General features: G+C 46.3%; 20 protein-coding genes, 1 pseudogene and 1 riboswitch. Of the genes and pseudogenes, 3 read left to right on the top strand and 18 right to left on the bottom strand.

Going from position 1 to position 15,846, the window contains the following annotated elements:
* Window positions 1-45: 45 nt before the first annotated feature.
* The 13 genes from sufB to FO441_RS00045 form a co-directional block, all read right to left on the bottom strand.
* Window positions 46-1,443, bottom strand: a complete 1,398-nt coding sequence (sufB, locus tag FO441_RS00105) for a Fe-S cluster assembly protein SufB (protein WP_145284015.1) — start codon at window positions 1,441-1,443, stop codon at window positions 46-48.
* A 5-nt stretch (window positions 1,444-1,448) separates the two neighbouring features.
* Window positions 1,449-1,901 (bottom strand): Fe-S cluster assembly sulfur transfer protein SufU, encoded by a 453-nt coding sequence (sufU, locus tag FO441_RS00100; protein ID WP_145284012.1) that lies wholly within the window; start codon window positions 1,899-1,901, stop codon window positions 1,449-1,451.
* Complete coding sequence (locus tag FO441_RS00095) at window positions 1,891-3,111, bottom strand: aminotransferase class V-fold PLP-dependent enzyme (RefSeq protein ID WP_145284009.1); 1,221 nt, start codon at window positions 3,109-3,111, stop codon at window positions 1,891-1,893. Before FO441_RS00095 ends, sufU begins: the two co-directional genes overlap by 11 nt.
* A gap of 21 nt (window positions 3,112-3,132) precedes the next feature.
* Window positions 3,133-4,449, bottom strand: coding sequence for a Fe-S cluster assembly protein SufD (sufD, locus tag FO441_RS00090; RefSeq protein WP_145284006.1), 1,317 nt, complete (start codon window positions 4,447-4,449; stop codon window positions 3,133-3,135).
* A gap of 14 nt (window positions 4,450-4,463) precedes the next feature.
* Complete coding sequence (sufC, locus tag FO441_RS00085) at window positions 4,464-5,249, bottom strand: Fe-S cluster assembly ATPase SufC (protein ID WP_145284003.1); 786 nt, start codon at window positions 5,247-5,249, stop codon at window positions 4,464-4,466.
* Between the two features lie 212 nt (window positions 5,250-5,461).
* Window positions 5,462-5,797, bottom strand: a complete 336-nt coding sequence (locus tag FO441_RS00080; RefSeq protein ID WP_145284000.1) for a DUF4870 domain-containing protein — start codon at window positions 5,795-5,797, stop codon at window positions 5,462-5,464.
* A gap of 148 nt (window positions 5,798-5,945) precedes the next feature.
* Entirely contained in the window at window positions 5,946-6,833 is an 888-nt protein-coding gene (locus FO441_RS00075; RefSeq protein ID WP_145283998.1) for a MetQ/NlpA family ABC transporter substrate-binding protein, read from the bottom strand.
* A 39-nt stretch (window positions 6,834-6,872) separates the two neighbouring features.
* A complete protein-coding gene (locus tag FO441_RS00070) occupies window positions 6,873-7,568 on the bottom strand; it encodes a methionine ABC transporter permease (RefSeq protein WP_145283995.1) in 696 nt (231 codons plus the stop codon).
* On the bottom strand, window positions 7,565-8,584 hold the full coding sequence (locus FO441_RS00065; protein WP_145283992.1) for a methionine ABC transporter ATP-binding protein: 1,020 nt from the start codon (window positions 8,582-8,584) through the stop codon (window positions 7,565-7,567). The genes FO441_RS00070 and FO441_RS00065 overlap by 4 nt, the downstream gene beginning before the upstream one ends.
* Before the next feature lie 97 nt (window positions 8,585-8,681).
* Window positions 8,682-8,782, bottom strand: a riboswitch (SAM riboswitch).
* Window positions 8,783-8,820: 38 nt separating this feature from the next.
* Complete coding sequence (locus tag FO441_RS00060; RefSeq protein WP_145283989.1) at window positions 8,821-9,138, bottom strand: thioredoxin family protein; 318 nt, start codon at window positions 9,136-9,138, stop codon at window positions 8,821-8,823.
* Window positions 9,089-9,496 carry a toprim domain-containing protein gene (locus tag FO441_RS00055; RefSeq protein WP_186365430.1) on the bottom strand — a complete coding sequence of 136 codons (408 nt, stop codon included), beginning with the start codon at window positions 9,494-9,496 and terminating at the stop codon, window positions 9,089-9,091. Before FO441_RS00055 ends, FO441_RS00060 begins: the two co-directional genes overlap by 50 nt.
* 61 nt (window positions 9,497-9,557) lie before the next feature.
* Window positions 9,558-9,938, bottom strand: a complete 381-nt coding sequence (gcvH, locus tag FO441_RS00050) for a glycine cleavage system protein GcvH (protein WP_145283986.1) — start codon at window positions 9,936-9,938, stop codon at window positions 9,558-9,560.
* 68 nt (window positions 9,939-10,006) lie between these two features.
* Complete coding sequence (locus tag FO441_RS00045; protein WP_145283983.1) at window positions 10,007-10,363, bottom strand: Spx/MgsR family RNA polymerase-binding regulatory protein; 357 nt, start codon at window positions 10,361-10,363, stop codon at window positions 10,007-10,009.
* 141 nt (window positions 10,364-10,504) lie between these two features.
* On the opposite strand from FO441_RS00045, the gene FO441_RS00040 reads away from it, so the two are divergent.
* Window positions 10,505-10,822, top strand: a complete 318-nt coding sequence (locus FO441_RS00040) for a thioredoxin family protein (RefSeq protein ID WP_145283980.1) — start codon at window positions 10,505-10,507, stop codon at window positions 10,820-10,822.
* 43 nt (window positions 10,823-10,865) lie between these two features.
* Here the strand turns inward: FO441_RS00040 and aroD are convergent, their stop codons facing one another.
* On the bottom strand, window positions 10,866-11,609 hold the full coding sequence (aroD, locus tag FO441_RS00035) for a type I 3-dehydroquinate dehydratase (RefSeq protein WP_145283978.1): 744 nt from the start codon (window positions 11,607-11,609) through the stop codon (window positions 10,866-10,868).
* A gap of 250 nt (window positions 11,610-11,859) precedes the next feature.
* Here aroD and FO441_RS00030 point away from each other — a divergent pair, with 250 nt between their 5' ends.
* The gene (locus FO441_RS00030; RefSeq protein ID WP_145283975.1) at window positions 11,860-12,180 is read left to right on the top strand and encodes a DUF3243 family protein; all 321 of its coding nucleotides are present in this window, start codon (window positions 11,860-11,862) and stop codon (window positions 12,178-12,180) included.
* A gap of 47 nt (window positions 12,181-12,227) precedes the next feature.
* On the opposite strand, the gene FO441_RS00025 is transcribed toward FO441_RS00030, so the two are convergent.
* Window positions 12,228-13,685 carry a Mur ligase family protein gene (locus tag FO441_RS00025; protein WP_145283972.1) on the bottom strand — a complete coding sequence of 486 codons (1,458 nt, stop codon included), beginning with the start codon at window positions 13,683-13,685 and terminating at the stop codon, window positions 12,228-12,230.
* 107 nt (window positions 13,686-13,792) lie between these two features.
* Window positions 13,793-14,164 carry a YbgA family protein gene (locus tag FO441_RS00020; RefSeq protein ID WP_145283969.1) on the bottom strand — a complete coding sequence of 124 codons (372 nt, stop codon included), beginning with the start codon at window positions 14,162-14,164 and terminating at the stop codon, window positions 13,793-13,795.
* Window positions 14,165-14,315: 151 nt separating this feature from the next.
* Here FO441_RS00020 and FO441_RS00015 point away from each other — a divergent pair, with 151 nt between their 5' ends.
* Window positions 14,316-14,771: a DUF305 domain-containing protein gene (locus FO441_RS00015; protein WP_145283966.1), complete on the top strand. Its 456-nt coding sequence runs from the start codon at window positions 14,316-14,318 to the stop codon at window positions 14,769-14,771.
* A gap of 170 nt (window positions 14,772-14,941) precedes the next feature.
* Here FO441_RS00015 and FO441_RS00010 read toward each other — a convergent pair whose 3' ends face one another.
* Together FO441_RS00010 and FO441_RS12675 are read right to left on the bottom strand one after the other, a co-directional pair.
* The gene (locus FO441_RS00010; RefSeq protein WP_145283964.1) at window positions 14,942-15,364 is read right to left on the bottom strand and encodes a universal stress protein; all 423 of its coding nucleotides are present in this window, start codon (window positions 15,362-15,364) and stop codon (window positions 14,942-14,944) included.
* A gap of 364 nt (window positions 15,365-15,728) precedes the next feature.
* Window positions 15,729-15,846 (bottom strand): annotated as a pseudogene (locus FO441_RS12675) (IS30 family transposase); the annotation flags it as partial.

The raw sequence follows: 15,846 nt of genomic DNA, 5'->3' as shown, positions 1-15,846 counted from the left end.
CAAAAAACTCCCTGCCACAGCGTGACAGGGAGTCCAGTACTGTTATTAACCGATGGATCCTTCCATTTCGAAAGAGATTAGACGGTTCATTTCGACCGCGTATTCCATTGGCAGTTCCTTTGTGAATGGTTCGATGAAGCCCATTACGATCATTTCTGTCGCTTCGACTTCGCCGATACCGCGGCTCATAAGGTAGAAGAGCTGCTCCTCGGATACTTTTGAAACTTTCGCTTCGTGTTCCAGCGAGATGTTGTCGTTCAGAATCTCGTTGTAAGGAATTGTATCTGAAGTGGACTCGTTATCCATGATGAGCGTGTCGCATTCGATGTTGGAACGTGCATTGTCTGCATTTCTACCGAAGTGGACCTGACCTCTATAGGATACTTTACCACCTTGTTTTGCGATGGATTTGGAAACGATTGTAGACGATGTGTTCGGTGCAAGGTGGATCATCTTCGCTCCGGCATCCTGCAATTGTCCTTTACCTGCAAGTGCGATGGACAGTGTCATGCCACGTGCGCCTTCGCCTTTTAGGAATACTGCTGGGTACTTCATGGTGATCTTGGAACCGATGTTGCCGTCGACCCATTCCATTGTACCGTTGGCATCAACGAAAGTACGTTTTGTAACAAGGTTGTATACGTTGTTTGCCCAGTTCTGGATGGTTGTATAGCGGCAGTATGCATCCTTTTTGACGATGATTTCAACGACAGCGGAGTGCAGTGAATTCGTCGTGTAGACAGGTGCCGTACATCCTTCTACGTAGTGTACGCTGGAGCCTTCGTCACAGATGATCAGTGTACGCTCGAACTGTCCCATGTTCTCCGAGTTGATACGGAAATATGCCTGCAGTGGTGTATCCAGTTTTACGCCTGGTGGGCAGTAGATGAATGATCCACCGGACCATACTGCTGAATTGAGTGCAGCAAACTTGTTGTCAGTATACGGAATGACTGTCGCCCAGTATTCTTTGAAAAGCTCTTCGTTTTCGCGGAGCGCAGAATCGGTATCCTTGAAGATGACACCTTTGTCCTCGAGATCCTTCTCCATGTTGTGATATACCACTTCGGATTCATACTGTGCAGAGACACCTGCAAGATACTTCTGCTCTGCTTCAGGAATACCAAGTTTGTCAAACGTACGTTTGATCTCATCCGGTACTTCGTCCCATGAGCGTTCTGTATGCTCGGAAGGTTTTACATAGTATGTGATGTCATCGAAGTTGAGTTCGGAAAGGTCGCCGCCCCAAGTAGGCATCGGCGTTTTATAGAAATGTTTCAGCGATTTGAGTCTGAAGTCGAGCATCCATTCGGGCTCTTCTTTCATTTTGGAAATTTCACGTACAATTTCTTCTGTCAAACCACGGTCTGAACGGAAAATGGATACGTCTTCATCGTGGAAACCATATTTGTAATCGTCAATTTCCGGTGCTTTTTTAGCCATATCAATCACTCCTTATTATTAGTGCTGCCTTGGGATTTAACCCCTTTTTCAAGTGCTTTCCATGAAAGAGTTGCGCACTTGATGCGTGCTGGGAACTGGCTGACACCTGACAGGGCTTCGATGTCGCCCATGTCTTCGGTGATTTCATAGTCTTCGCCCAGCATCATTTTACTGAATTCGTCCCCCATGGCGAGTGCTTCGTCAATCTTCTTACCGGTGATGGTTTCTGTCATCATCGATGCACTGGCAATGGAGATGGAGCAGCCTTCTCCATCAAATTTGACATCTTTGACAATATCATCAACGACATTGAACGTCAGACGGATGCGATCTCCACAAGTGGGGTTGTTCATATCCACCGTCAGTGTGCCGTCTTCGAGTGTGCCCTTATTGCGCGGGTTCTTGTAGTGATCCATGATGACTGAACGGTAAAGCTGGTTGAGGTTGTTAAAATTCATAAGAGAAAAACTCCTTCGTTCGCTTAAGCCCTTCTATAAAGACGTCAATCTCTTCTTTGGTGTTGTATATATAGAAACTTGCTCTTGCAGTTGATGAGACCCCGAGCCACTTCATCAGCGGCTGTGCACAATGGTGACCGGCCCTGACAGCAATACCTTCACTGTCAAGTGCAGTCGCAAGGTCGTGCGGATGGACGTCAGTCAGATTGAAAGTGATGAGACCGGCACGTTTGTCCGGACCATAGATTTCGATACCCTCCACTGTACGCATGCGCTCAAGTGCATAGTTTACGAGTTCCTGTTCATATTCCAGAATGGCTTGTGGGCCGATTTCTTCGATGTAGTTGATTGCATGGGCCAGTCCGATTGCTTCCGCAATCATCGGCGTGCCTGCTTCGAACTTCACAGGAAGATCCGTCCACGTGGATGTTCTGAGATCGACAAAATCGATCATATCCCCACCATATTCGATCGGCTCCATATCATCAAGCAGTTCGCTTTTGCCATAGAGTACGCCGATGCCCGTAGGACCGAGCATCTTATGGCCGCTGAATGCATAGAAATCCACATCCAGGTCCTGTACGTCCACTGACATGTGCGGTACTGCCTGGGCACCATCAACAGAAATATAGGCATCATTCTTCCGGGCAACTTTGGCGATCTCCTTGATGTCGTTGATCGTACCAAGCACATTGGAGACGTGGGTGATGGCAACAATCTTCGTCTTTTCGCCAATCGCTGCTTTCACATTCTCCATTGTGAGTGTGCCGTCCGCTTCCATCGGAATGAATTTCAGTTCTGCCTGCCTACGCTTCGCCAGTTCCTGCCAAGGCACTATATTGGCATGGTGCTCCATCTCCGTCACGACGATTTCGTCACCCGGTTCGATGACCATGTCCCCGAAACTGCGTGCGACAAGGTTGATTGCTGCAGTGGTTCCCCGCGTGAATATGATTTCCTCATACCGCTTGGCATTGATGAATGATCTTACTTTCATACGCGCCTTTTCGTAACCATCTGTTGCTTTTGTGCCGAGCGTGTGTACACCGCGGTGTACATTGGAATTGTATTCCTTATAGTAGGCAGTCATTGCATCTATTACAGGTGCGGGTGTCTGACTCGTCGCTGAAGTATCCAGATAGACGAGTTCTTTACCGTTGACCTGTTGATCAAGGATCGGGAAATCCTTTCTGATATCTTCGACATTCATGCGGGAAAACCCCTTTAAAGCTTATTTTGAGAGTACTTTCAGCTCGATGACTTCCTTAAGCTGCTTTTTGACGGATTCGATCGGCAGTGCGCTGACTACCGGATCAAGGAATCCGTGGATGACAAGTCTTTCCGCTTCCTTCTGTGAAATACCGCGGCTCATCAGATAGAAGAGCTGGATCGGATCCACACGGCCGACGGAGGCGGCGTGACCTGCTGTTACATCATCTTCGTCAATCAGAAGAATCGGGTTGGCATCGCCGCGTGCTTTTTCGCTCAGCATGAGTACTCTGGACTCCTGCTGGGCGTCACTGCCCGCTGCACCATGCTTGATGTAGCCGATACCGTTGAAGATGCTGGAGGCACTGTCCTTCATGACGCCATGCTTCAGGATGTGTCCGACAGAATCCTTTCCGTAGTGGATGATCTGTGTTGTGAAGTTGAGCTTCTGCTCACCACGGCCCACAACGACTGTCTTCAGGTTGGAGTTCGAGTTGTCGCCCATCAGGTACGTTGTGTTGTCATTGATGACGTTGGAATCATTCATCAGGCCAAGTGCCCAGTCGAGTGTTGCATCTCTGCCGACGATTCCGCGTCGGTTGATGTAGCCGGTGAATCCTTCAGCGAGGAAATCCACTGCGCCGTAGTTGATTTTGGCATTATCTTTGGCAATGACTTCGGAAATGATATTGATCTGCTCATTGGATCTATCAACGTTGGAAAGATAGTTCTCCACGTAGGTCAGCTCGGAGCCTTCATCCGCCACGATCAGTACGTGGTTGAAAAGGGAAGTCTTTTCATCGTCGTGCAGGACGACCATCTGTACCGGATCTTTGATCTGCACATTTTTAGGGACATAGACGAACAGTCCACCATTGAGCATTGCTGCGTGGTATGCTGCAAGTTTGTGCTCATCGATTTTGACGCCTTCGGTCATGAAGTACTTCTCGACGAGTTCAGGGTGATTTGCACTTGCTTCGATGATGTTTTCGATCACTACACCCTGGTCGAGCAGTTCATCGGAGACCTGCAGGTACGCTGGCGTATTGTTGTGCTGCACGTATATATTCTTCGTGTGTTCAATGTCGAGCAGATTTCTTACCGCTTCCGGCAGTTCTTCAAGAGAACCATAGACTGCACTGTCTGTTACAGGCTCGGAAACAGTGAAGAAATCCCATTTATTTATTTTTGTTTTATCTGGTTTGGGCATTTCAAGATTTTCAATAGTTGCCAATGCTTCTTTCTTCTTGCTGATGAGAAGTTCAGATTCTCCACGTGATTCTGCACGGGAGATGACTTCATCAGCGTTGATAACAAATTCATTAACTTCAGTAGCCATGGTCATCCTCCTGTCTATTCTACATCTGCAGCGATAGTTTCGTCGTCAATGCCAAGTTCTTCCTTGATCCAGTCATACCCTTCAGCTTCAAGACGCTGGGAAAGTTCCTGGCCGCCGGATTTCACAACACGGCCCTGCATCATTACGTGTACAAAGTCAGGTGCAACGTAGTTCAGAAGACGCTGGTAGTGCGTGATGATCAGCGCGCCGAATTCTTCGCCACGGAGTTCATTGATGCCTTTTGATACGACTTTGAGCGCATCGATGTCAAGACCGGAGTCGATTTCATCCAGGATGCCGAATTTCGGTTCGAGCATCATGAGCTGCAGGATTTCGTTACGCTTCTTCTCACCACCGGAGAATCCTTCATTCAGGTAGCGTGTTGACATATCGAGGTCCATTTCCAGATAGTTCATGTTCTTATCGAGCTTTTTGATGAACTGCATCAGGTTGATTTCGTCGCCCTCTTCACGCTGTGCATTGATTGCAGAACGGAGAAAGTCGGAATTCGTTACACCGGAAATTTCGGATGGATACTGCATACCGAGGAAGAGACCTGCCTGTGCACGCTCATCCACTTCCATCTCAAGTACGTTTTCACCATCAAGAAGTACTTCACCTTGAGTCACGTCATATCTCGGATGTCCCATGATCGCCTGGGCAAGCGTCGATTTACCCGTACCATTCGGTCCCATTACAGCGTGGATTTCTCCCTGCTTGATTGTGAGATCGACACCTTTCAGTATTTCTTTGCCGTCTATTTCGACATGTAGATCTTTGATTTCTAGAACAGAAGCCATTTATTAACCCTCCAACAGATAATTTATATGTTATTCTCCATACCAGTTTATAATAATTCTAAATAATAGTCAAAGTCTGGCATGGGATTTGATTTACTATTACATTATAACGTAAATGCGCTGCACTTTAAACCTTTACACTCCTCCGGTACGCCTCAAAACGACAAAATAAACCCCACGACTGATAATGGTCATGGGGTAAATGAAAATGATTATTTGATGATATCGAGAGTGAATGGTGGTTTGTACATAATGCCATCATTTGCTCTGATGGCACCGACAATCAGAAACACATAGAACAGCACGGTGATGATCGGTCCGATGATGAGACCGATGAGAATAAAGGATGACAGCCAGGCGATGAACATGTAGATGGTATAGGAAATCCCAAAATTCGCCACGTTCCTCAATGCTTCTGCTGTTACCGGATCATCATCCTTCTTCAGCACCCAGATGAGCAATGGTCCTACAACTGCTGTAAACGCGGAGACGATAAACGATACCATGACAAGCGCTTTGTCGAAAAGCTGCGTATTCTGTCCATACATTTTCCTTCCCCCTCCGGGATTCATGATTCTACATTATAAATATACCCCCAAAATGGAAAAAGTAATAGTGATAAGTACTTCAATTGATAATCCGGCCCTCTTTTTTTCAATTGAAAAACCTCCGGCCATCCGGCCGGAGGTTCATCTGCTATTGTACAGGAATGACTGCACCTTCGTAGTTGTCTTCGATGAACTGCTTGATTTCATCGCCTTGAAGCACTTCAACGAGTCTCTGGATATCTTCACGATCCTCATCGCCAGTACGCACTGCGACCAGGTTGGCATAAGGAGATTCGCCATCTTCAACGACAATGGAATCCTCAACCGGGTTCAGTCCGCCATCAAGCGCGAAGTTGGAGTTGATGATGACTGCCGGCGCTTCATTGTTCTCATACATTGAAACGAGCAGTTCCGGCGCTGTCTGGTTGTTGAATTCGAAGTTCTTCGGATTTTCAGTGATATCGTCGAAAGTTGCATTCTGGATTTCGATGCCTTCTTCGATTTCAATCAGGCCTGCATCGACGAAGAATGACAGGAAGCGTCCTTCTTCAGCCGGGTTGTTGGATACAAGGATCGTCGAACCATCCGGCAGATCCTCGAGGGATTCATAATCCTGTGAATACACAGCCATCGGCTCGATATGGACGTTGCCGGCGCTCGTAATGTCATAGCCGTGGGATTCCTTCTCTGTTTCAAGATATGGTGTGTGCTGGAAATAGTTCGCATCCACTTCCTCATCCGCGAGCAGACGGTTCGGTGTCGTATAGTCGTTGACGATCGCTATGTCGAGCTCGATGCCCTCTTCTTCGAGAATCGTTGCTGCTTCCTCAAGAATTTCAGCATGAGGTGCTGGTGAAGCTGCGATGGAGATTGTTCCGCCCGCCTCTTCAGCTTCTTCGTTTTCTGCCGTTTCGGATGTTTCGGCGCTTTCTTCGCTATCCTCGGTTGTCGCTGCTTCTTCCGAGCCGCCGTTGCCGCACGCAGCCAGAACAGCTGCAAAAATTGAGATGATCATCAGCAAAAAGTATTTCTTCATGTACTTCTACCTCTTTCCCTATTGTATTTATTTTATTGATTACCGCTTATCGACCGCTTTGGCAGTCAGATCACCTATGATCTGGATGATAAAGACAATAACCAGAATTACTACTGTTGCGACCAGAGTGACATCACTCTGGTTTCTCGTGAAACCGACCATGTAGGCCAGATTGCCAAGTCCTCCTGCGCCGATGACACCTGCAATCGCAGTCGACCCGACGAGCATGATGGCAGTGACCGTTATACCTGATATGAGGGCCGGCAGTGATTCCGGCAGCAGCACCTTGCGGATGATCGTCCATGTGCCTGCACCCATCGATTCCGCTGCTTCTATGACACCCTTGTCGATCTCCTTGAGTCCAATTTCGACGAGACGTGCATAGAATGGGGATGCACCGATGATGAGAGCGGGCAGCGCACCCTGGGATCCCATGATCGTGCCCATGACCACTTTGGTGAATGGGATGAGCAGGATGATCAGAATGATGAAAGGAATGGCTCTGAATAGATTGACGAGAAATGCCGTAACGCCGTATACCGGACTGCTGGCTGCATGTTCACTTTTCGAGGAGAGGAACAGGATGATTCCGAGCACCAGTCCGAAAATGAAAGTGAATACAGTCGAAATGACAGTCATGTAGAGTGTTTCATATGTTGCTGTTAAAACATCGTCCCACCGCACATTCTCAAAGGAGAACATTTCAGCAAACGCATTGATAAATCCAATCATCATCCTTCTACCTCCACTGTTACATCGTGCTCGGCCAGCTCTCTTTCCAGGTTCCCAAGGTCCGTTTCATTGATGTCGATCGCCACATAAAGGTGGCCGTATGATTCATTGTTGGTCCGCTTGATATTGCCTGAAAGAATGTTGAGATCAAGATTATACTTCTTGATGACCTGGGAGACGATCGGTGCCTTCGACTGGGAGCCGACAAAGCCGAGCTTCAGTATTTTCGAAGTCGGGAACATTTCCCTGACCTCCTCGAAAGAGAGCGCCGTCTCCTCGTCGTTGATGTCATCTTTGACGAACCGCTTCGTCACACCATGCTCCGGATTCTGGAAAAGTTTGAGAACGGGACCGGTTTCGACGACCCGTCCGCCTTCCATTACCGCTGCACGATCACAGATCTTGCGGATGACATGCATTTCGTGCGTAATCAGCACGATGGTCAGATCCATCTCATCGCGTATCCTGACGAGCAGATCCAGCACTTCATCCGTTGTCTCGGGATCCAGTGCACTCGTCGCCTCGTCACACAGGAGCACCTCGGGTTCATTCGACAGTGCCCTTGCGATGCCGACACGCTGCTTCTGTCCGCCTGAAAGCTGGCTCGGGTAGTTGTCCTCGCGTCCCGTCAGGCCGACCAGCTCGATCAGTTCCGCGACACGCCGCTTCTGATCCTTCTTCGGCACACCGGCGATTTCGAGCGGGAAACTGATATTCTCCGCAACAGTTCTCGACCAGAGAAGATTGAAGTGCTGGAAAATCATCGATACTTTCTGGCGCTTTTTCCTGAGCTTCGTCCGGTTCATCGTACTGATGACATCCGCTCCAATCACCACTTCGCCTGAGGAGGGCTGTTCCAGGCCATTCAGCATCCGGATCAGCGTGGATTTACCAGCACCCGAGTAGCCGATGACACCAAAAATCTCACCCTGGCGAATGTGGAGTGTCACATCATCCACTGCCTGTATATCATTGTTTTTAGTTTTGAAAATTTTAGTTGCATTACGAATGTCGATCATATGCCTCATCCTGACTTGTATATTGGACAGTACAGACTGTCCGCCTATAGAAAAAGCCTACTCAAAAGTTGAGTAGGCATTGGTTTCGACCATCAGCCTCTCATCTTCGATCAAATCGATCATGTGAATTGGCACCTTGTCGTAATGACGGTTGCCGTGGTTTCATAGGGCACTTCCCTCCACCACTCTTGATAAGAGTTTTTATTAGATTGTTATTAATAGTACCATCTGTATTCCTATTCGTCAACAAGGAATTCATCCATTACTTCAGTCAGATAGGGAACCGACTGGAATGCATATATTTCTTTTGTGAGTTCGCCATTTTTGAACAGCAGCAGTGCCGGCGTGGATCTGATCTCATATGTTTCAATAAAGTCCTTCTGGTAGTTCAGATCGATTGATGCATATGAGAAGTTTCTCAATTCCGCCACCACGTCGAGCATCCGCTCGGCAATCTGGCAGTTGGCACATATCGGCGCATAGCCGAATATGATCAGCGTCTCTTCAGACTGAATACGGCTGGTAATATCTTGTACTCTGGATTCTTTCATCATTACTGAACTTACCTTTCATGATCAGGCTCGTATCTACATAGAAATCATGTCTCATGAGGACATTGGCGAGATAGTCCCGCGGGCAGCGGCCCACCTCACCGAACTTCGGGTCGATATATATATGTGTGCTTTCACTCAAGTGTTTTTTAAACCATTTCCGTATGTTTCTGCCTTCTTTATCTGCGTCGGACAGAATATAGATTTCAGAACCATTCAGCTGGTCGAGAATATCATCCAATTTTGCGATACCCATTGTACCATGGGTGCATATGATCTGTACAGGTTCAATCAGGACTTCTTCGATACGCCGTTTATCCGTCTTTCCTTCGACAATAAGCACTTTATCGGAAAAATACATAGTCATCACCCTTGGTATGATATTTTTAAAAAAACTCCAGACCGGGTCCAGAGTTTACACTTTATGCGTCCACCATTTCATCATAGGCATCGGCATTCATCAATTTATCAAGTTGGGATTCGTCGGACAGTTCAACAACAACCATCCATGCGCCTTCATATGGAGATTCATTGACAAGCTCCGGGCTGTCTTCCAGTCCTTCATTGATTTCAACTACAGTACCACTGACAGGTGCGTAGAGTTCAGAGACCGTCTTGACGGATTCAACGCTGCCGAAAGATTCGCCGGTAGTGAGTTCATCACCTTCAGCAGGCAGTTCTACAAAAACAATATCACCGAGCTCGGATTGAGCGAATTCCGTAATACCGATTGTTGCCTTGCCATCTTCAACTTTGACCCATTCATGATCTTCTGAATACTTGTATTCTTTAGGTGTTGCCACGACAATAACCTCCTTTTTCTACTACACTCATATAATCTCATAAGTCCCACTGTGAAGGCAAGGCTAATCTAGCTGCTCACGAGCTTCCTGTATTCCGCCTCTTTGAAGCCGAGCAGCACGCTTGTACCATCGTATAGCAGTGGACGCTTGATCAGCATGCCGTCCGAGGAAAGCAGTGCAAGTTTTTCATCCCGGGACATGTCATCGAGACGATCATTCAGATCTAGGTCCTTATACTTTCTACCCCTTTTATTGAAAAGCATGTCTATATCCGTGCCGGAAGTTTCCAAGAGCTCACGAAGCACCTCGGCACTCGGTGGACTTTTCACCATGTCGACGCTGTCGAACTCGACGCCACTGTCCTGAAGAAATTTCTTTCCTTTGCGGCATGTAGTGCATTTCGGGTATTCATAAAATGTAATCATTCGTCATCCTCCAGAAGGTTTCTTACTTTTAATATACGTAAAAGCTGTTCGCCATTGCAAGCCAAATAAGCATGTATCTTCCATATTCCGAATGAAAGATGATAGAATGAAGCTAAATAAATTGATAAAGGAGTACTTATGATGGAAGCGATCAGACAGTATGATGACTATAAAGAGAAAATACAGGGCGATGATAAGATCATCATCAAATTCTTTGCAGACTGGTGCCCGGACTGCACGCGCATGAACATGTTCATCGACCCGATCCTCGAAGAGTACAACCAGATCGACTGGTACGAGCTCAATCGTGACGAGCTGCCTGAAGCGGCAGATGAAAATGACGTCATGGGCATTCCAAGCCTGCTCATCTTCCAGAATGGCGAGAAGCTCGGCCATCTGCACTCTGCAGATGCCAAATCACCGGAATCGGTCAAGGATTTCCTCCAGAACACCCTCTAGATACGACAAACGTCCAGCTCGTCGAGCAGGACGTTTTTATTTTCTATTCAAATATCTTCAAGTTGTTTTTCAGATCCTGTACATGGAACTGCCCGGGTGCTGCCTTGTGTGAAATATAGCCATAAGTCAGGCAGGAGCCGAAAACGCCGCCTGCTACACGTGTAATCTTGCCAAGCTCTCCCATGCTGATGCCGACCACCTGGCACTTCAGCTGCTGGCGCGCATCATGTACCGCAGTCAGAATGCTGAGGACATCGCGGCCATCCGCAGGGTTGTAGGCGAGCTTCAGAATATCACCGCCGCGTTCATTCATATCCTTGTATGTTGCCATTATTTCATCAAAGTCCGGCGTATCCCTGAAATCATGCTGGCTCAGCACGACCAGCACTCCTTTTCGCTTCGCTTTCTCGATAAGTGCATCAACAATGTCTTCGTACATGAAGAATTCAACATCAATCAGCTGGATGTCACACTCATCGAGCACCGAATTGAGCAGCGATTCATACTCGACCGCCGTCTTCTGACCCTTGCCGCCTTCACTCTGGGTCCGGTAAGTATAGAGAATCGGGTAGTCCTTCAATGACTCGATAATATGATTGACGAGCGCGAGGTGCGCTTCATGACTCAGCGCATCAAATGCATCACTTCTGATTTCAATAACATCGACTGCCGATGGATTGTCCAGCACACCCTGTATCTCCTCATCCACCGTCTCCTTCGAATGATTCGAGAAAGAAACCACCACCTTCGGCTGCCCACTTCCGATATCCACACCTTTAACATTCATACATATCCCTCTCATCATCGCTATTTATTTATATACAATATAGAAAGTATCGAGAAAATTCAAATATAATATCAAACTTCCGTTACTGGATATAAAATTGTTTAAGTGTGCCAGGAAAAGGCTATCATATGATTAGAGCATTAATAATCCGGACACTCCCATTTCTACCGGAAGCTCATGACACTACACTCCCAAATTGGAATACGGTGCGTATTATTACGACATTAGAAAATTATAGGAGGAATTAAGAATGGCTAACGAAGAAATGAATAATCCAGAACAAAAAGCACAGAACATGGATCAGGAAGACAAAGATCAGATTCTTGAGAGCTACAACAAGTTCATCAATTATCTCGGCGATCAGGTCTCCAAAGGTGAAAAACTGGGCATGGACGAAGACCAGCTGTCCAAAGCAGCGAAAAGAGTTGCTGACTACCTTGCAGGTCATGAAGAACCACGCAACCGCGAGGAGCAGGTACTGAAACAGCTCTGGAAATCAACAGACAGCAGCGAAGAAAAAGATACAGTCGCAAGAGTGCTTGTCAGAATGGCACAGAAAACGAATGGCTAGGCATTCACTATAGCAAGTAGAAGACACTTTTCAATGAAGTGTCTTTTTTATTTGTCCAGATAGCTGAAGATGAATGCCTTGTCATCATGTGCAAGCAGTTCGCCCCGGTAGTGCTGGGGTTCATTGATGCCTGTCAGCAGAATGACGGACGCGTCATCCGCATGATTGATGGCCTGGACAATGCCTTCCTGTCTGGAAATTGCTGTAATCGTATTCGTTTCATCATATGATTCAGGCAGCGAGGACTGCATCATCTTCAATATTTCGTACTCATCCTCATAGCCGACCTGCTCTGCAGCTAGTACGAGACGATGGAGGTTCTCAGGCACCATCTCCATTGTCATCCGGATCTTCTCATAACCTCTGAGACCGATGCCGGTGACCATGACAATCAGCTTCTTATCGACCTTCTCCGCATACTTCATGGCGTTGATGATGGATTCATTGATTGCGATTGGCGTATGCGCGAAATCAAGAATGAAGTCGTATGTGTTTTTCGAGAACAGCTCGAAGCGGTGGACCGGCGGGCTGATCTTGCGGGAAGCATCGATGACCGCATCCACATCATACCCGAGCTTCAGCAGAGTGAATATGCTTGTCGCCAGATTGATGTAGTTATGTCCCCCAAGGAACCGTGGTTTTACAGTATAATGGGCAGCACCCACACGAAGATCGATATGATCGATGTCGGTGCGGAAGCGGTAGTACGTATCCTGGTGCTTCGAGAAATGGTATGAATCGTCCATGATGCTCCGGTATTCGGGAACATCTGCATTGACGAGACACTGTTCACTTAATGAAGCAAGCTTCAGTTTGGAAGCCAGATAGTTCTCCATCGTCTTATGGTAGTCCAGGTGCTCTGGACTGAAATTGTTGAATACACCGATCTCGTTGCTGATGAAGTCCGTCCGCCGCTGATCGAGCGCAATGGAGGTGGCTTCATAGACAATGTAGTCATAATCGCGCAGCGCAAAGTACTTGATGACCTCCGCAAACTCGAAGTGCATCGGCGTCGTCGGCGTCGAATGTGTGAACACCACTTTTTCATATGTATGATCGAAAATCCCCAATGTCCCCACAGTCGCTACTTTGAGTCCGAGTTCGGATAGCAGGCGCCCGATGAAATGGCTCGTTGTCGTCTTGCCGTTGGTGCCTGTGACAGCAATATATTTCAGCTGGTTCATATGTTTTCCATAAAAAAGCTCCACCATTCTGATGGATACATCGTTATAGTTCCTGATATAGATGATATCAACCTGATTGTGGAATGCTTTGAATGCATCCGCTTTGAAATCAGTGATGATGAGTCCCGGTGCATATTCGAGTGCCGCTTCCAGGTACTTTCCGGAATTTCCTGACGCCTTCAGCATGAATACATCCCCTGCACAAAGATCCTGATACATTGAAGTAATCCCACGGACTTCATCCTGCATACGTACTGACTCTGATAGATTGTGTTTGGCTATATTCTCTTTGATCGCTTCTATAACTTCAAATACCTTCATTAAATTCCCCTTCGGCTACTCTGTGGTAAATTTACTCGTGCCACTTCTTTCAACTATAAAGCAAATGCAATAAATTTAAAACCGTATGAAGCACATTTTTCTTATTTCTACAGCTCAAGTAATGATGACTGGCACAGATATTCCACATTATATTTTTCCGACAGGTCGTGCAGAAATGCAATGACTGCCGAATCAGGTGTATCACCTGATAGGAAATCATGCTTCAATTTCCCATACTGCACCTTTTCCGCTTCATCACACCTGTTCTTGAAATACCCCCACATATGATCGAACGCATTCACCATGGAGCCTCGTGTCGGCGGTACCGCTTTTGCCGATTCAATGAGATGTGCCACTGCATCATAGGACGGTTCGCCCTTCAAAGCCGCACGTATCTGCTCATAATGCTTCTGGCTATGATACATGACCCTGTACTTTTCATACGCCCATAGCTGTTCAATACGGCCTCGTTTCTTCATGAAGCATCACCCTTCAAAAGTTACTTACCCTGAATAAGAGAGTTATAATCCTGCAAGTAAGGGGAGCAGAGGGCAGTTTACAGTAGAAAGCCGGCGGGAATAATCAAGTAACGCATTAGAAACACTATTATTGAAAAAGGAGAAGATCAAAATGAAAAAATACGGCAACTTTTTCGCTATGGTACTGACATCCACACTCATCATGTATGCCTTGATGTATTCCACCGTCTTCCAATGGAACCATCTTTTCTTCAGTGAAATGCGTACATACATGGGTGTCTATATGGGAGCCACCATGGCCATTGTCATGCTGTTCTTCATGCGTCATATGTATACGAACAAGAAAGCGAACATTGCCATATACCTGGTCAGCGCCCTGTTGATTGCAGGCTCATTATGGATGGCGCGCAGCCAGCAGTTTGTGGATGATGTCGATTATATGCAGGCAATGATTCCCCATCACTCCATCGCAATTCTGACGAGTGAACGCGCCCAGATTACAGACCCACGGGTAGAAAAGCTGTCACAGGAAATCATAAAAGCACAGCGCAGGGAAATTGAAGAGATGAAGAAGCTGATTGACGACCTGGAAGAAGAGGAAGATTAGAATAGCCAGCCTACTTTTCATAAAGATGAACTGCACCCCATCTGTTGGATGTGTCCAACAGACGAGGTGCAGTTTTTATGACCAGTTATACAAAAGTATAGGAATTTCAGATCATTTTAGTATATTAAAATGGAGAATCCGATAATCCAAACTAGACTTGATGTTCATGATCATTTGATGATCAGAACCGGTGTATTGACGCGTTTTGCCACTTTATGTGTCACGTGTCCGAGCACATGCTTTATTTCCCGTTTTGAGCGCCTATTGCTCATCACAACAATTTCATAATCATTCTCGTTTATCTCTTTCAGAAGTTCATTGACTACACGCCCTACTCTGAACCGGGTTGTATAGTCGATTCCGAGTTCATCCAACTGATCAGTGAAAGGTTTAAGATCCTCAGTTTTATCGTTGATGATATCCTGAAAATGCTTGCCTTGATACTTCACATTATCTACCTGGTCACTCTCTGCAATTACGTTGAAAATTGTGATTTTCGCTTCTTCACTATTGTCTGTCAGTTTCGCCAACTGTTCCGGCACATTATTGAATGAATTTCCGAAATCATACGGAAGCAGTATATTCTTGTACATTTCTACACACCTCTTTGTTTTTAGTAATGTTCGTGAATCTGAATCAGCGCTCTTTTACTTTTCTTAGAGTGTACCCACGGACTTATTCATCAAAACCAGAAATAGAGTATCTTTCTGGTAGATTTCACATAAAAAACCTCCGATCCAATAATGGATCGGAGGTCAATATTTTGTTTGATTCTTATGGAGACGGCGGGAGTCGAACCCACCTCCAGAGACTACGTTACCTGGAAATTAATTATAGTAATCTGCATTATATCAACATGTTACTCACTAGTAAGATATATTTATTTACGAACTTGATTCAAAGAACTTCACTTAAAATATATCTCATATATTTTTTAGGTTATACATTTTTCGTTTGTCAAAATAAGCTAGACAGTTGCTTGTCACCCATGTAACTCAAAAAGACTTCCAGTGGTGTGTGGTAGTTTAATGATTTTCTTGGATATGGTTTCTCCTGGCGGCAACCGATGAGATAA

Source organism: Salinicoccus cyprini (assembly GCF_007713705.1).
Lineage (GTDB): Bacteria > Bacillota > Bacilli > Staphylococcales > Salinicoccaceae > Salinicoccus > Salinicoccus cyprini.
Note: the sequence above shows the minus strand (reverse complement) of the source record. Positions and strands in the feature narration are given on the sequence as shown.

Bases quoted from the DNA above. Each gene is read 5' to 3' on its own strand.
- sufB (WP_145284015.1), bottom strand. From the start codon at position 1,443: ATGGCTAAAAAAGCACCGGAAATTGACGATTACAAATATGGTTTCCAC.
- sufU (WP_145284012.1), bottom strand. From the start codon at position 1,901: ATGAATTTTAACAACCTCAACCAGCTTTACCGTTCAGTCATCATGGAT.
- FO441_RS00095 (WP_145284009.1), bottom strand. From the start codon at position 3,111: ATGAATGTCGAAGATATCAGAAAGGATTTCCCGATCCTTGATCAACAG.
- sufD (WP_145284006.1), bottom strand. From the start codon at position 4,449: ATGGCTACTGAAGTTAATGAATTTGTTATCAACGCTGATGAAGTCATC.
- sufC (WP_145284003.1), bottom strand. From the start codon at position 5,249: ATGGCTTCTGTTCTAGAAATCAAAGATCTACATGTCGAAATAGACGGC.
- FO441_RS00080 (WP_145284000.1), bottom strand. From the start codon at position 5,797: ATGTATGGACAGAATACGCAGCTTTTCGACAAAGCGCTTGTCATGGTA.
- FO441_RS00075 (WP_145283998.1), bottom strand. From the start codon at position 6,833: ATGAAGAAATACTTTTTGCTGATGATCATCTCAATTTTTGCAGCTGTT.
- FO441_RS00070 (WP_145283995.1), bottom strand. From the start codon at position 7,568: ATGATGATTGGATTTATCAATGCGTTTGCTGAAATGTTCTCCTTTGAG.
- FO441_RS00065 (WP_145283992.1), bottom strand. From the start codon at position 8,584: ATGATCGACATTCGTAATGCAACTAAAATTTTCAAAACTAAAAACAAT.
- FO441_RS00060 (WP_145283989.1), bottom strand. From the start codon at position 9,138: ATGATGAAAGAATCCAGAGTACAAGATATTACCAGCCGTATTCAGTCT.
- FO441_RS00055 (WP_186365430.1), bottom strand. From the start codon at position 9,496: ATGTATTTTTCCGATAAAGTGCTTATTGTCGAAGGAAAGACGGATAAA.
- FO441_RS00045 (WP_145283983.1), bottom strand. From the start codon at position 10,363: ATGATTACATTTTATGAATACCCGAAATGCACTACATGCCGCAAAGGA.
- FO441_RS00040 (WP_145283980.1), top strand. From the start codon at position 10,505: ATGGAAGCGATCAGACAGTATGATGACTATAAAGAGAAAATACAGGGC.
- aroD (WP_145283978.1), bottom strand. From the start codon at position 11,609: ATGAATGTTAAAGGTGTGGATATCGGAAGTGGGCAGCCGAAGGTGGTG.
- FO441_RS00030 (WP_145283975.1), top strand. From the start codon at position 11,860: ATGGCTAACGAAGAAATGAATAATCCAGAACAAAAAGCACAGAACATG.
- FO441_RS00025 (WP_145283972.1), bottom strand. From the start codon at position 13,685: ATGAAGGTATTTGAAGTTATAGAAGCGATCAAAGAGAATATAGCCAAA.
- FO441_RS00020 (WP_145283969.1), bottom strand. From the start codon at position 14,164: ATGAAGAAACGAGGCCGTATTGAACAGCTATGGGCGTATGAAAAGTAC.
- FO441_RS00015 (WP_145283966.1), top strand. From the start codon at position 14,316: ATGAAAAAATACGGCAACTTTTTCGCTATGGTACTGACATCCACACTC.
- FO441_RS00010 (WP_145283964.1), bottom strand. From the start codon at position 15,364: ATGTACAAGAATATACTGCTTCCGTATGATTTCGGAAATTCATTCAAT.